Annotated in this window: 12 protein-coding genes; 5 read left to right on the top strand and 7 right to left on the bottom strand. The window is 68.2% G+C overall.

The features are described 5' to 3' along the window. Positions 1–66 precede the first annotated feature (66 nt). Positions 67–2,688: an AAA family ATPase gene (locus tag AU198_RS07185; RefSeq protein WP_064347043.1), complete on the bottom strand. Its 2,622-nt coding sequence runs from the start codon at positions 2,686–2,688 to the stop codon at positions 67–69. Further along, positions 2,685–3,833 (bottom strand): metallophosphoesterase family protein, encoded by a 1,149-nt coding sequence (locus tag AU198_RS07180; protein WP_064347041.1) that lies wholly within the window; start codon positions 3,831–3,833, stop codon positions 2,685–2,687. The genes AU198_RS07185 and AU198_RS07180 overlap by 4 nt, the downstream gene beginning before the upstream one ends. 104 nt (positions 3,834–3,937) lie before the next feature. On the opposite strand from AU198_RS07180, the gene AU198_RS07175 reads away from it, so the two are divergent. Continuing rightward, the gene (locus AU198_RS07175) at positions 3,938–4,447 is read left to right on the top strand and encodes a SixA phosphatase family protein (RefSeq protein ID WP_064347039.1); all 510 of its coding nucleotides are present in this window, start codon (positions 3,938–3,940) and stop codon (positions 4,445–4,447) included. 3 nt (positions 4,448–4,450) lie between these two features. Here the strand turns inward: AU198_RS07175 and AU198_RS07170 are convergent, their stop codons facing one another. Continuing rightward, positions 4,451–5,008: a DUF3558 domain-containing protein gene (locus AU198_RS07170; RefSeq protein WP_064347036.1), complete on the bottom strand. Its 558-nt coding sequence runs from the start codon at positions 5,006–5,008 to the stop codon at positions 4,451–4,453. Next, a complete protein-coding gene (locus AU198_RS07165) occupies positions 5,005–5,568 on the bottom strand; it encodes a DUF3558 domain-containing protein (protein ID WP_064347034.1) in 564 nt (187 codons plus the stop codon). The genes AU198_RS07170 and AU198_RS07165 overlap by 4 nt, the downstream gene beginning before the upstream one ends. 77 nt (positions 5,569–5,645) lie before the next feature. On the opposite strand from AU198_RS07165, the gene AU198_RS07160 reads away from it, so the two are divergent. The 3 genes from AU198_RS07160 to AU198_RS07150 are packed head-to-tail and all read left to right on the top strand — an operon-like array spanning position 5,646 to position 11,519. Further along, a complete protein-coding gene (locus AU198_RS07160; RefSeq protein ID WP_064347159.1) occupies positions 5,646–7,385 on the top strand; it encodes an ABC transporter ATP-binding protein in 1,740 nt (579 codons plus the stop codon). A gap of 8 nt (positions 7,386–7,393) precedes the next feature. Continuing rightward, a complete protein-coding gene (locus AU198_RS07155) occupies positions 7,394–9,298 on the top strand; it encodes an ABC transporter ATP-binding protein (RefSeq protein WP_064347158.1) in 1,905 nt (634 codons plus the stop codon). A 19-nt stretch (positions 9,299–9,317) separates the two neighbouring features. After that, entirely contained in the window at positions 9,318–11,519 is a 2,202-nt protein-coding gene (locus AU198_RS07150; protein WP_082690908.1) for a molybdopterin-containing oxidoreductase family protein, read from the top strand. A 79-nt stretch (positions 11,520–11,598) separates the two neighbouring features. Here AU198_RS07150 and abmR read toward each other — a convergent pair whose 3' ends face one another. Both abmR and AU198_RS07140 read right to left on the bottom strand, forming a co-directional pair. Next, on the bottom strand, positions 11,599–12,165 hold the full coding sequence (gene abmR / locus AU198_RS07145; RefSeq protein ID WP_064347030.1) for an ATP-binding transcription factor AbmR: 567 nt from the start codon (positions 12,163–12,165) through the stop codon (positions 11,599–11,601). Between the two features lie 93 nt (positions 12,166–12,258). Then, positions 12,259–12,462, bottom strand: coding sequence for a hypothetical protein (locus tag AU198_RS07140; protein ID WP_064347029.1), 204 nt, complete (start codon positions 12,460–12,462; stop codon positions 12,259–12,261). A gap of 95 nt (positions 12,463–12,557) precedes the next feature. Between AU198_RS07140 and AU198_RS07135 the strand changes: the two genes are divergently transcribed. Further along, positions 12,558–13,442, top strand: coding sequence for an AIM24 family protein (locus AU198_RS07135; RefSeq protein WP_064347026.1), 885 nt, complete (start codon positions 12,558–12,560; stop codon positions 13,440–13,442). Here the strand turns inward: AU198_RS07135 and dtd are convergent, their stop codons facing one another. Continuing rightward, positions 13,443–13,874 carry a D-aminoacyl-tRNA deacylase gene (dtd, locus tag AU198_RS07130; protein WP_064347024.1) on the bottom strand — a complete coding sequence of 144 codons (432 nt, stop codon included), beginning with the start codon at positions 13,872–13,874 and terminating at the stop codon, positions 13,443–13,445. Between the last annotated feature and the right edge of the window lie 81 nt (positions 13,875–13,955).

The following is a 13,955-nucleotide window of genomic DNA, read 5'->3' as shown; positions in this document are numbered from 1 at the left end:
CGCCGAAGTGCCGGAAACCCGCCGCGAAAATCGGCGTCGCCGGCCGGTCGCCGCGCAGGAGCGTGGCTATGCGGTGAGCGCGATGTGCTGGGCTCCGTCGACGGCCGCGTACCGCTGCGGGCTGCACGTCAGCACGATCACCTGCCCGTCGCCGCCCACCGCGTTGAACACCGCCCCCATTTTGACCAGTCGGTCGGGATCGGTGAATCCGAGCGCGTCGTCGATGACCACCGGCACGCTGTCCTCCTTGGCCACGAGCGCCGCGCCGGCCAGTCGTGCCACGATGCCGAGTTGTTCCTTGGCCCCACCGGACAGCGAATCGTAGGGCACGGTGCGCCCCGACAGCGTGCGGGCGCAGATCCGCAGCGCGCTGTCGACCTCGACCTCGAAGCTGTCGCCGAACACCATGCGGCCCAACCGTTCCACTTCGCCGCGGAACGGCTCGACGTAACGCTGCCGGGTGGAGTCGCGGTGCCGTGCGATCACCGACCGCAAGAGCTCGGCGGCCCGCGCGCGGCGCTGCACCCTCGAGTACTCGGCGATCGCGTGCTCCCGCTCCGTTTCCGCCTCGTCGAGCTTGCCTTTGCGACCTTCGGTGCCGTACACCTTCAGCTGCGTGCCGACCTCCCGCAATTCCTCAGCGATTTGGTCGTGCGCGGTCGACACGGCGTCGGCCCGTTGCGTTGCCTCCCGAAGGGCTGCGGCCACGACATCGGGCGCCGCGCGGTTCACTTCCTCGCTCAACTCCTCGACCAAGCTGGTGGCCCGCAACGCTTCCTCGGCGTGCACCTGAGCCCGGTGCGCCAACTCGTCGTCACCGACGGTGGCGCGCTGCCCCTGCAACCGTTCACGGGCCAGGGTGAGCTCGGACCGCGCACCGGCCAGCTTCTCGCGCAGCACGGTAAGCCGAATATCGCACTCCCCCAGGCGCTTAGCGGCCTCTTCGGCGACCTTGCGCTGCTTGTCGCAGTCGCCGATCGCCTGCTTGTGCGCGGTTGTGGCGGCGTCGAGCTCGGCACGGGCGGCGCCGGCGTCGACCTCGAACAGATCGGCCACCTCTGGTTGACGGGTCTCGAGGTCAGCCAGCCGCGCCCTGAGCCGGTCGGCCGATTCGTCGCCCGTCAGCGCCTCGACCGTCGCGCTGAGCCGGTCCCTGGTGGTGACCAGCTGTTGCCGACGCTGGTCCTGAGCGCGCGCCTCGTCGACGTCGTCGACGCCGCAAGCCGTCAGTGCCTTGGCCAGCACATCCTGTGCCGCATCGAGTTTGGCTTGGGTCTCCGACGCCGGCGTGCCGGGCACCAGCCGGGCGGTCAGCAGATCGGGCACCTCGATGGCGGTCTCAGCGCTGACGCTGGCCGTCCACGCCTGACCGGCGCCGAGGGTGACCGTCTGGCCCCCGACGCGGAGCTCGACGGCCGCCGACGCGATGACCTCGATGTGTGCCGACGCCAACTCGACCTGTGCCGTCACGGCGTCGACCGTCGCCTTGGCGGCGTCGATGGCCCGCATCTTCTCGCCGGTCACCCGGATCTCGGCGAGTTCGCCCTGCACGCGTTCGAGGTCACGCTGGGCGGTCTCGACCTTCGACAGTTGCGCGGCGATGCGGTCAGCCTCGTCGCGATCGGCCAGCCGTTGAACGGTACTTCGCGCCGCTTCGACACGGGCTTCGGTGCCTTTCAACGCTTTTCGCGCCTGCTCGGCTGCCGCCTCGGCGAGTTCGGCGACTTCGGCGGCCGTCGCCTGGTTCTCGTCGGCCTTGACGGCCTCGGCCTCGAGGTCGGCCATCGCGGCGGCCCGCTGCTCGATGTCGGCACGCAGGCGCCGCCGCTCCTCGACCGCGGCGCGCGACGTGTCGTGGTTGGCCTGCGCCGCCGCGAGAACCAGTTCCGCCTCCTTGAGCTGTGCCTTCAACGCGGCCACCGCCTCGGCGGCCTGCTGCGCGACGGCGACCTGCCGTGCCGCATCGGTGCACTGTGCGGTCAGCCGGGCCAGTTCGTCGGTGAGCGTGGCGTGCCTGCGGACCGCGTCGTCGACCTGCGCAACGGCGGCCGCCGCCTCGGCCAACGCCTCCTCGGCCGTGCGCAACCGGGTGGTGGCAGCGGCCCATTCACCTGTGGGCCTGCCGGTGCGGGTGAAGTAACGCAGGTATTCGTCCTCGACGCGGTCAACCAGCAGCGGTTCGGCACCCGAAAGCCTTACGGCCTCACCGGCAGCCACGTCGAGCGCACGTGAGAGCGCATCGCATCCGGACAGGTCGACCGCCGCCGTCGACCCGGACTGCAGCACCCGCTGGGCCTGCCACAGGCAGGTGTCGACGGTCTCGTCGAGCATGGCCCGGACCCGGTCGTGCGCCTCGTCACCGGTGAGCTGTTCGCGGCGCGGCTCCATGATCGTCAGCTCGGTTTCGAAGCGTTTGTGGAAGCGCTTGCGGTACACGAAACGATAGGGGCCGGTGGAGATCTCGGCCTCGACCTCGGCGCCGACGTCGGCGTGTGTCGGCTTGACCTCTTTGACCTCTTTCTTCGCCGACCGGTCCTTGGCCTCGATCAACAGGTCCAGCGCCTCGATCATCGACGACTTGCCGATCTCGTTCGCGCCGCTGACGATCACCACGCCATGGTCGGGGAATTCGATCTCGCGACGGGTGATGCCGCGGTAGTTGGTCAGGACCAGGCGGTGCAGTTTCATGCCACACCTCGATCCGACAGCCGTAGGAGCAGCGCCAGCGCGGCCCGGGCGTCGTCGGCCGCCTCACCGTCCGACCGTGCGGTCGCGACCAGTTCGTCGACGGCCGATGCGGCGAAGCCGCCGATACCGAGGTCGTCGAACTCACCGTCGGCGGGGACGACCGCGATGTCGCTCTGCTTCTCGTCCACCCTCAACGCGGCGAAGAGGCGGGCGTACTTGTCCAGGCAGACGTCGAGCGCGGCCTTGTCGGTGACCGTCAGCGATCCGGTCAACGCGAGACGGACCACGGTACGTTCCTTGTCCGGCAACAGATCCAGGTTGATGTCCAGGTCGGCGACGTCGCGGTCGCTGTCCACCCCACGGCGCAGCGTGACGAACCGCCAGCGGCCCACCCTCCGCGGTTCCACGGTCACCGGACGCCCCGGGGCGTCCTCGTCGATGTCGACGATCAGCACATGCCCCGGGTCCACCTCGATGTCGTCGTAGTTGGTGACCTCAGGCGACCCGGAGTACCAGATCCGCCCGGTGGACCCCACCTGCATACGAGAGTGCTTGTCGCCCAATGCCACATAGTGCACCGCGCCCCGGTTGACGGCCGCCTCCAGCGCCGCCAGCCGGATGAGCGACGGCCGGTCCTTGTCCGGCACGAAGATGTCCACACCGCCGTGGCCGACGACGACCCGCGTCACCCCGTCGGCGCAAAGACCCTCGAGCACGCCCGCCACGGGGTCCGACGACGGCGCCTTCGAGGTCCACGGCGAGGCGACCAGCTCGAGGCCGGGCCGCACCTCGTGCACCCCCGCGCGGTCGAGCACCGACACGTTGCCGGGACACTCGGCGACGAACAGCGGGCTGGTGTAGACCGACGAGGCGTCCAGCGGGTCGTGGTTGCCCGGCAGCAGATAGACCGGAACGCCGATGGCGCGCATGGCCTCGAGCGAAAGGCTGACGTCGCGCGATGTCAGTTGGTTGTGCTCGAAGACGTCGCCGGCGACGCCGACGAACTCCGCGCCCGCGTCGGCGGCCACCCGGCCCAATTCGACCACCGCGTCGCGGCGCGCCGCCGAATAACGGGGCTGCGCCTCACCATTGAGGAAGTACCGCGTCATGCCGAGCTGCCAGTCGGCGGTGTGCACGAATCGCATCTCAGCGCCCCCTTCCCCTCGTCGTGTTTGCCGGGCACCGCGAGTGTAGGGCGGGACGCCGACAAGTCCCGGGAGGTGCAGCGGCATGCCCTACGGTTAGTCCGGTGTACCGCACGCTGCTGTTGCTCCGGCACGCCAAGTCGGACTATCCGCCAGGGGTCGCAGACCACGACCGTCCGCTGGCGCCCAGAGGCGTGCGCGAAGCCGGGTTGGCCGGCGACTGGCTGCGCGCCAACGTGCCCGCCGTCGACGCCGTGCTGTGTTCCACCGCCACCCGCACCCGCGAGACGCTCACGCGCACCCGCATCGCCGCGCCGGTCCAGTACCGCGACCGCCTCTACGACGCGACTGCGGGCACGGTGATCGACGAGATCAACCGCGTGCAATCACACTTCGACTTCGAGGTGGGGACCCTGCTGGTGATCGGCCACGAACCGGCGATGTCGGGTGTCGCGCTCGGCCTGGCCACCGCCGACGGCACCAACGTCGCTGCGGCCGAACAGATCTCGCTGAAGTTCCCGACATCGTCCATCGCGGTGCTGCGCACGCGGCAGACGTGGGCCGACGTGGCGCTCGACGGCGCCGCGCTGGTGGACTTCCACGTCGCGCGCTAGCGGTCAGGCGCGGGTGGCCAGCGTCAGCTCCATCAGCTTGATCGCCATACCGCAGGCGTCCATCCCCGGCGACTGCGGGTTGACCCACCAGCCGACCACGCCGGCCGCGTCGCTGGCCACACCGCACGCCCCGTTCGGATCGTTCGGCCGCATCACGATGGACTGGATCCCGGCGACCCTGCGGTCTTCGATCCGATAGTCCAACCGCTGGGCCACCTCGCGCTCGTGGTCCAGATCGCCCTGCTCGAACCAGAACCTGGTGATGTCGATGAGGCCACCCGGGTTGGCCGCCTGCCAGCGGCACACGGCGCCGACGAACGTGCTCTGGATGTCGAGCGGGTCGGCGCCCACGGTCTCGGCGAGGATGTCCTCGGTCAGCACCTCGCACTCCTTGAGCAGGTTCGGGTACTGCCGCTCGGAGTCCTCGTTGCGCGGTCCCCCGCCCGAGCCCGACTTGGCCGCCGTGCCTTCGACCGTCTGGGTGCAACCGGTGAGTACGGACAACGAAGCGAGCACGGCGAACGTGCCCGCGATCAGCCGACGAGCGGACGCGGTTCTCATTCGGAGTTCACAATCGATTGGCGGGTCAGTTCCTTGGCCACCTCGCACGGATCCGGGAACGGCTTGCTGGCGTAGCTGACCGACCACTCGATGAAGTCATCGTCGAACTGGATGCCGATCTCGCAGAGGTTGACGCCGTTGATCGGGTCCTCGCTGTACCCGATGAACCCGTCGTGGCCTTCGATGCTGATGTCCTCGACGGCGGTGCGGGACAGTTCCATGGTTTTGCGCTCACGCCCGATCGGGCTGCCGCGGAACCAGGTGAACGAGAAGTGCGGGCCGAGAATGCTGCCGCCGGCCAGCCACTGGCACCCGACTGAGGTCTTGGCGGTGTTGATCAGCCCCGGAACCCGGGTCTGCTTGATGACCTCCTGGTCGCTGATACCGCCACACTGGGGGAAGAACGGGCCGTGCGACACGTTCTCCGTGACAGCCGGGGTGTCCTCAGGCACTTGCGGGCCGGCAGGTTCGGAATCCGAGCATGCGGACAGCGGAATGACCACGGCGGCCGCGAGGGCCAGGCAGCGGGTCACGCGCGTGCTGTGAGTCACGCCATGCACTGTAGCGGCAGCTCGAGAGGTCAACCACCGACATGCCGGTTGACCTGCCCATATATCGGATGTGCGACAGTATCGGGATGTTATGGGCGCTGCTGCGACAGTACGCGCGGCCATATCGGGTGCTGCTCGTCACCGTCGCCACGCTGCAGTTGGTCAGCACGCTCGCCTCGCTGTACCTGCCGACCGTCAACGCGGCGATCATCGACGACGGCGTCGCGGTCGGGAATCTGCGCCGGATCGTCGAACTGGGTGGTGTGATGCTGGCGGTCACCGCGCTGCAGGTGGTGTGCGCGGTGGGGGCGGTGTACTTCGGGTCGCGGGCGGGCATGGGCGTCGGTCGCGATCTGCGCGCGGCGATGTTCGACCACGTGACCGGATTCTCCGCCGAGGACGCCGCACGGTTCGGTGCGCCGTCACTGCTCACCCGCACCACCAACGACGTGCAGCAGATCCAACTGCTGGTCCAACTGAGCTGCACCATGCTGGTCACCGCGCCGATCATGTCGATCGGCGGAATCTTCATGGCGCTGCATCAGGACGCCGGGCTGTCCTGGCTGCTGCTGGTTAGCGTGCCGATCCTGGCCCTGACCAACTACTGGATCGTTCGTCACCTGCTTCCGATCTTCCGCCGCATGCAGCGACTGGTCGACGGCATCAACCGGGTGATGCGCGACCAACTCGCCGGCCTGCGCGTGATCCGCGCCTTTGCACGGGAACCGTTCGAACGCAACCGGTTCGCCGAAGCCAACCACGCCCTGGCCGACACCGCGCTCGAAGCCGGACGCTGGCAGGCGCTGATGCTGCCCACCACGACGCTGGTGATCAACGTCTCGAGCGTCGCACTGATCTGGTTCGGTGGGCTGCGGATCGACGCCGGACAGATGCAGGTGGGCTCGCTGATCGCGTTCCTGGCCTACTTCATGCAGATACTGATGGCCGTCCTGTTGGCCACGTTCATTCTGGTCATCATCCCCCGGGCATCGGTGTGCGCCGAGCGGATCTCGGAGGTGCTGTCCGTCGCACCGCAGATCGTCAGCCCCGAACACCCGGTGCGCCCATCGAGAATCCGGGGTGAGGTCCGGTTGGACGCCGCGACGTTCTGTTATCCCGGCGCTGAACGACCTGTGCTGCAGGATATTTCGCTGACGGCACGACCGGGCACGACGACTGCGGTGGTCGGCTCCACCGGGTCGGGCAAGTCGACGCTGGTGTCGCTGATCTGCCGGATGTACGACGCGACGAGCGGATCGGTGTATCTCGACGGCGTCGACGTGCGCGACTACGACCCCGAACAGCTGTGGTCGGTGCTCGGGCTGGTGCCGCAGCGCGGATACCTGTTCTCGGGCACCGTCGCCGACAATCTGCGGTACGGCAATGCGGATGCCACCGACGACGAGATGTGGGCGGCGCTGCGGGTGGCCGCGGCCGACGACTTCGTGCGCGCGCACCCGGACGGCCTGTCCATGAAGGTCACGCAGGGTGGTGCGAATTTCTCTGGTGGACAACGGCAGCGGTTGGCCATCGCCCGCGCGGTGATCCGCCGGCCCGCCGTGTATCTGTTCGACGACGCGTTCTCCGCACTCGACGTGCACACCGACGCCCGGGTGCGCTCGGCGCTGCGCGAGACGTCGGCAGAAGCGACGGTCATCGTTGTCGCCCAGCGTATCTCCACCGTCACTCAGGCAGATCAGATCGTGGTGATCGACGACGGCCGTATCGCCGGCATCGGCACTCACGAAACCCTGCTGACGGACTGCCCGCAGTACGCCGAGTTCGCCGACTCCCAGTCGCTCGCCGTCGCCGGAGACGCCCAGTGAGCGGCCCGATGGCCCGCCCGATCCGCGGCATGCAGCAGGCGCCCACGCAGCGCTCGCGCGACTTCACCGGGTCCGCGATCCGCTTGGTCAAACGGCTGACACCGCAGCGCGGCCTGACCACCGCGGTGATACTCCTGGGCGTCGCGGGCATCGCGATCAGTGTCATCGGACCGCGAATCCTGGGGCACGCCACCGATCTTCTGTTCAACGGCGTGGTCGGCCGTCAGCTGCCCGCGGGGATCACCAAGGAGCAGGCCATCGACGCCGCCCGCGCCCGCGGCGACGGCACGTTCGCCGATCTGCTCTCGGGGATGAACGTGGTCCCCGGCCGGGGTGTGGACTTCGAGGCCGTCGCGCGCACACTGCTGCTCGCGTTGGGCCTGTATCTCGTCGCTGCGCTGATGGTGTGGCTGCAGGCCCGACTCCTCAACGTCGCGGTGCAGCGGACCATGGCGACACTACGCTCCGACGTCGAAGACAAAGTGCACCGAATGCCGCTGTCCTACTTCGACTCTCGGCAACGCGGCGAGGTGCTCAGCAGGGTCACCAACGACATCGACAACATCCAGGGCTCGTTGTCGATGACGATCAGCCAGCTGTTGACGTCCGTGCTGACCGTGCTGTCGGTGCTGGTGATGATGCTGACCATCTCACCGCTTCTGACGCTGCTGACCGTGGTGACGGTGCCGCTGTCACTGTGGGCGACCCGGGTCATCGCGCGCCGGTCGCAGCGGCTGTTCGTGGCGCAGTGGGCGAACACCGGCAGGCTCAATGCCCATATCGAGGAGACCTACAGCGGCTTCACCATCGTCAAGACCTTCGGTCACCGCGCCGCGGCTCAGCAGCGGTTCCGCGAGTGCAACGAGGACGTCTACGACGCCGCCTTCGGCGCCCAGTTCTTCTCCGGTCTCGTCGGGCCGGCCACCACGTTCATCGGCAACCTGAGCTATGTCGCGGTCGCCGTGGTGGGCGGGTTGCAGGTAGCCACCGGCCAGATCACGCTCGGCAGCATCCAGGCCTTCATCCAGTACGTCCGCCAGTTCAACCAGCCGCTGACGCAGGTCGCGGGCATGTACAACACGCTGCAGTCCGGTGTGGCCAGTGCGGAGCGGGTTTTCGACCTGCTCGACGCGGACGAGGAGGCGCCCGATCCCGCCGACCGGCTGCCGGTCGCAGCGCCGGGAACGGGCGGGTCGGCCGGCCGGGTGGAGTTCGAGGACGTCACGTTCGGCTACCACCCCGACACACCGGTGATCCGGAACCTGTCGCTGGTCGCCGAACCCGGTAGCACTGTGGCGATCGTCGGGCCGACGGGCGCGGGCAAGACGACGCTGGTGAACCTGCTGATGCGGTTCTACGATGTCGACTCCGGGCGGATCCTGGTTGACGGCGTGGACATCTCGACGGTCAGCAGGGACTCGCTGCGGTCCCGCATCGGGATGGTGCTGCAGGACACCTGGCTGTTCGCCGGCACCATCTTCGACAACATCGCCTACGGCAGACCCGACGCCTCCGAGGACGAGGTGATCGCTGCCGCCAAGGCCGCCTACGTCGACCGGTTCGTGCACATGCTCCCCAACGGCTATCGGACCCACGTCACCGACGACGGTGCCTCGATCAGCGCCGGCGAAAAGCAGCTCATCACGATCGCGCGCGCGGTGCTGGCCCGGCCCAGCCTGCTGATCCTCGACGAGGCGACCAGTTCGGTGGACACCCGCACCGAACTGCTGATCCAGCAGGCGATGGCCGAATTACGCCGCGACCGAACGAGTTTCATCATCGCCCACCGGCTGTCGACCGTCCGTGACGCCGACCTCATCGTGGTGATGGACGCGGGTCAGATCGTCGAGCGTGGCACCCACGCCGAGTTGCTCGCTAAGCGTGGCGCTTATTGGTCCATGACGCAGGCCTGAGCGTCGTACGCTCACGATGATGAGCGAAACGGTCTACACGTTCTGCCGGATCTGCCTGGCCTCCTGCGGGCTGGAGGTGACAGTCGAGGACAACCGCGTCAGCAAGATCGCCGTCGACAAGCAGAACCCGCACAGCTGGCGGGACTTCTGCGCCAAGGGCCGCACCGCGCACCGACTCGTCGAGCACCCGCGCCGGATCCTGCAACCGATGCGCCGCGTCGGGGATTCCTATGTCGAAGCCACCTGGGACGAGGCCATCGCCGACATCGCGGCCAGGATGAACGCCGCGATCAAAGCGGGCGGACCCGACGCGGTCGGCGTCTACTACGGCAACCCGGCGGGTTTCTCCTCGTCCAACGTGATCTTCATGAACGGCTGGCTGGACGCGCTCGGCACCCAGAATCGCTACGCCGTGGGCTCGGTGGACCAGAACGCGATGCACGTCGTCGCCGACGCGATGTACGGCTCCATCCTGATGGCGCCGGTGTCCGACGTCGACAACTGCGACTACTTCCTGCTGGTCGGCACCAACCCCGCTGTGAGCGCATGGAATTGGCTCGAGAGCGTGCCCGGCGGGTGGCGACGGGCGATGGCACGTCAACAACAGGGCGCGGCGATCGTGGTGGTCGACCCGCTGCGTACCGAATCCGCGGAGAAGGCCGACCTGCACCTCGCGGTGCGCCCCGGACAGGACTGGGCGCTGCTGCTGGCGATGGTGAAGGTCATCCTCGACGAGCGTCTCGAACATCGCCAGGACTGCGCGGAACTGGCCACCGGCGTCGACGACCTGCGCGCGCTGGTCGCCGACGCCGATCTCGACGATCTCGCCGCCCGCTGCGACATCCCCCGCGACCAGATCGAGCGGGTGGCCCGTGACTTCGCCGCGGCGCGCGGGGCCATGGTGGTGACCCGCACCGGGGTATCGCTGCACATGGCGGGCACCGTCGCCGAATGGCTGGGGCATGTGCTCAACGTGATCACCGGACGCATGGACCGTCCCGGTGGACGCCGCTTCGAACCCGGCTACGTCGACGCCATCCAAATGTCGGCGATGGTCAAGGCCAAGCCGCACTACAGTCGGCTTCTCGGCCGCGAAATGGTCGCCAGCGCACACGCACTCAGCGAGCTGCCCGACGAGATCACTACACCGGGCCACGGTCAGATCCGCGCGCTGCTGATCAACTGCGGCAACCCCGTGGTCTCCGGCCCCGACGGCGACAAGCTGGACCGCGCGCTGGCCGATCTGGACCTGCTCGTCGCGATCGACTTCGTCCAGCGCGAGAGCCACCGCCATGCACACTGGCTGCTGCCCGCCGCCCATTGGCTCGAGCGCAACGACCTGCTCGCGTTCACCAGCAACATGCACGACGAGCCGTATCTGCAGTACGGCGCCAAGGCCGTCGAGCCACCGCCGGGTGTGCGGCAGGAGTGGCGCATCTTCACCGACCTCGCGATCGCGATGCGCAGACCGCTGTTCGGCGCCAAGGGCATCAACGGATTCATCAAGGCGACCCGTGCCGCGGCGCGTGTGACCGGCAAGCCGGCCCTCGAGTTCGGTCCGCACTGGATCGACCGCCTTGTCGTCGCGACGTCACGAAAGATCAACGGGCGCAAGATCAAATGGCGAGACGTCATATCGCACCCACACGGCTGGGTGTTGGGCCCCCGCGAGTTCGGGCATTTCCGGGACGCGTTGAGGACCGACGACAAGAAGGTGCACGCAGCGCCGCCCCAGTTCGTCGCGCGGGCCCGCGAACTGCTCGCCGACCCGCTTCCCGCCGCACCGGTCGGCTATCCGTTCCAGCTGGCCAACCGCAGGCACCGGCACTCGATGAACTCGTGGCTCAACGAGTTACCCGGACTGCATCCCGCCGCTAAGGGCAACGACGTGATCATCCACCCGAAGGACGCGGCCGATCTGGGGGTGAGCGACGGCGACCTCGTCAGGGTCTTCTCCCCTGTCGGCGAGGTCGAGTTGACGGCGGTGGTGAACGACCGCCCGCGTGAAGGGGTGGTCATCATCGACCACGGTTGGGGCTCACGCGTTTTCGACCCACGCGGGGACAGCAATCCGATCTCCTACGGCGTGAACCGCAACCTGCTGGTCGAGGGCGCGCCGGTGGACCCGCTGTCCCAGACCTCGGCGTTGAGTTCGCAATACGTTGGCGTGGAGCTGATTTCGTCGGGCGACGATCAAGCGGCGAGGCACGAGCCGCGTTGAGGAGGCCGACGCGAAATCCACGTCGGGCGACGATCAATCGGCGAGGCACGAGCCGCGTTGAGGAGGCCGACGCGACGAGCTAGAGGTTCGGTCCCTCGGCGCGCAGTTCGTCGACGTTGCGCATCGCCTCGCGCAGCTTGCCCAGCCACTCCTCGGCGTGTTCGCCCACCAGCCGCACCGACCACACCAGTGCATCCGAGCGTGACCGTGCCACACCCGCGTCGACCAACGTGTCGAGCACCTGACGTTCGGGTTGGCGCAGTCGCGTCATCACCGGAACGGCCAAATTGGTGAACATGATGCGCTCGTAGTTGTCGGCGCCCGGGGCCCCGATGTCGATGCCCCAAGCGACCTTGCGGCCGTAGCGTGCCTGCGCCTGGTCGGCGATGCGCATGCGTTCGGCCCGGGTTTCCTCGCGGAACCGCGCGGCCCGTCCCGATGCGCGTGCTTCGCTCTCGCCGCCGTCGGGCTCTGCGAGGCGGCCGATGACGGTGATCTCCTCGCGGTCGACGACCACCGTCGGGTCTCCGGCGAACCAGTCCTCGGGAAGCCGGCCGGCGAACCAGTCGGCGGCGTCGCCCGCATCGGGCTGCTGAGCCTGTTGCCAGCCGCCCTGGCGGCGTCGGCCATGAATATTGTGTCGCATGATTACATACTTACACCGTTACAGATCTAGCAGGCATACGTTCGCCGACAGCGAACGCTCCAGGTCAACCGCCCCGATAAGAGGTCGGAAGGGTCAGCCTCGCTTGCGCAGGAGAACGGCGCCGCCGCCGACGATCGCAGCGATCAACAGCAGCACGGCCAGGGTCGGGCTGACCAACCACCACACCAGGCCGACCGCGATGAGAGCAGGCGAGGCGACGAAGAGCACCATGCCCGGATGCTGCTTGAGGACCGCGAAGGCGCTCTGCGCCCGCACCCGGTCGATTTCCTTTGCCATGGCACAAGAATGCCAGCCGCCGAGCGGTTCCGGGCGGGATGGATCAGTACGAAAGTGCCTCACCGCATCAGGGCCGTCCGATTATTTTGAAGGCCATGACAGCACCGAACAACGGAAGCTGGCGACCCGATCCCGAAGGTCGCTACGAGTACCGCTGGTGGGACGGGCACAACTGGACCGACCAGGTATCGCATCAGGGTCAGGTCGGCAGGGCGCCGCTCGGCGGACCTCCACCGGCGCCCCAACCTCCGCCACAGCAAGCTGCCGGCGGACAGGCGATGGCGGTCGGGCAGCCGGTCGGCGACGGCTTCGGAGGCATCAGCGGCGATCTGGTGGACGGCCGGTTCAGCGAGAAAGAGGCCAAGGCCATCGCCAACCAGAACACCAAGATGTTGCGGGTGCGCCTCGGGGAGCCGTTCATGGCGCGGCAGGGCTCCATGGTGGCCTACCAGGGCAACGTCGACTTCGCGTTCGAGGGCGGCGGCGCCTCGAAGTTCATCAAGAAGGCGCTGACCGGCGAGGGTCTGCCCTTGATGCGCTGTCAGGGTCAGGGCGATGTCTTTCTCGCCGAGCGCGGCTACGACGTGCATCTGCTGCAGCTGACCAACTCCGGGTTGTCGATCAGCGGTAAGAACGTGCTGGCGTTCTCGTCGAACCTGAACTGGAACATCGAGCGCGTGCGGGGCGGCAGCATCGCGACCGGCGGCCTGTTCAACACCACGCTGCGCGGAACCGGTTGGGTGGCGCTGACAACCGACGGGCCGCCGGTCGTGCTCAACGCCGCCGAGGCGCCGACGTTCGCCGACACCAACGCGGTGGTGGCCTGGTCGGCGAATCTGCAGACTCAGCTCAAGACCAGCTTCAAGGCCGGCGCGCTGATCGGCCGCGGCTCCGGCGAGGCGATTCAGGTCGCGTTCCACGGGCAGGGGTTCGTGATCGTGCAGCCCTCGGAGGGCGTACCGCCGGTGGCCACCGCATAGTCACAGCTCGAGCAGCACCGTCACCGGGCCGTCGTTGACCAGCGCAACCTGCATGTGCGCGCCGAAGACGCCGGTCGCCACCGACGCCCCCAGGTCGCTCAGCGCATCGGCGAACGCGGTTACCAGGGGCTCGGCGGTCGCGCGCGGTGCGGCCGCATTCCACGCCGGCCGCCGGCCCTTGGCGGTGTTCGCGTACAGGGTGAACTGGCTGACCACCAGGATCGGGGCGCTGACGTCCGACGCGGACTTCTCGTCGTCGAGAATCCGCAGCTGCCAGAGTTTTTCGGCCATCCGCCGAGCCGTGGCCGCGTCGTCGTCGTGCGTCACGCCGACCAGCGCGAGCAGGCCCTGGCCGTCGGGCCGGATGGCCCCGACGACCTCGCCGTCCACGGTGACGGACGCGGAAGTGACCCGTTGGGCGAGAACGCGCATGTGCGCCGATGCTGCCATGGTCGTCGCGCAGCAGTCGGGCAGCACACCCGGTAGATACCCCTAGGGGGTATCAGGTACGCT

It is taken from the genome of Mycobacterium sp. GA-1199, from assembly GCF_001500045.1.
Lineage (GTDB): Bacteria > Actinomycetota > Actinomycetes > Mycobacteriales > Mycobacteriaceae > Mycobacterium.
The sequence above is the reverse complement of the archived record's forward strand: the minus strand, read 5'-3'. Positions and strand labels throughout refer to the sequence as shown.

What these genes read in the sequence shown, in the direction of transcription:
- dtd (WP_064347024.1), bottom strand. Translation starts at nt 13,874, where the DNA reads ATGCGCGTTCTCGCCCAACGGGTCACTTCCGCGTCCGTCACCGTGGAC.
- AU198_RS07155 (WP_064347158.1), top strand. Translation starts at nt 7,394, where the DNA reads ATGGCCCGCCCGATCCGCGGCATGCAGCAGGCGCCCACGCAGCGCTCG.
- AU198_RS07180 (WP_064347041.1), bottom strand. Translation starts at nt 3,833, where the DNA reads ATGCGATTCGTGCACACCGCCGACTGGCAGCTCGGCATGACGCGGTAC.
- AU198_RS07160 (WP_064347159.1), top strand. Translation starts at nt 5,646, where the DNA reads ATGTTATGGGCGCTGCTGCGACAGTACGCGCGGCCATATCGGGTGCTG.
- AU198_RS07150 (WP_082690908.1), top strand. Translation starts at nt 9,318, where the DNA reads ATGAGCGAAACGGTCTACACGTTCTGCCGGATCTGCCTGGCCTCCTGC.
- AU198_RS07185 (WP_064347043.1), bottom strand. Translation starts at nt 2,688, where the DNA reads ATGAAACTGCACCGCCTGGTCCTGACCAACTACCGCGGCATCACCCGT.
- AU198_RS07140 (WP_064347029.1), bottom strand. Translation starts at nt 12,462, where the DNA reads ATGGCAAAGGAAATCGACCGGGTGCGGGCGCAGAGCGCCTTCGCGGTC.
- abmR (WP_064347030.1), bottom strand. Translation starts at nt 12,165, where the DNA reads ATGCGACACAATATTCATGGCCGACGCCGCCAGGGCGGCTGGCAACAG.
- AU198_RS07135 (WP_064347026.1), top strand. Translation starts at nt 12,558, where the DNA reads ATGACAGCACCGAACAACGGAAGCTGGCGACCCGATCCCGAAGGTCGC.
- AU198_RS07170 (WP_064347036.1), bottom strand. Translation starts at nt 5,008, where the DNA reads ATGAGAACCGCGTCCGCTCGTCGGCTGATCGCGGGCACGTTCGCCGTG.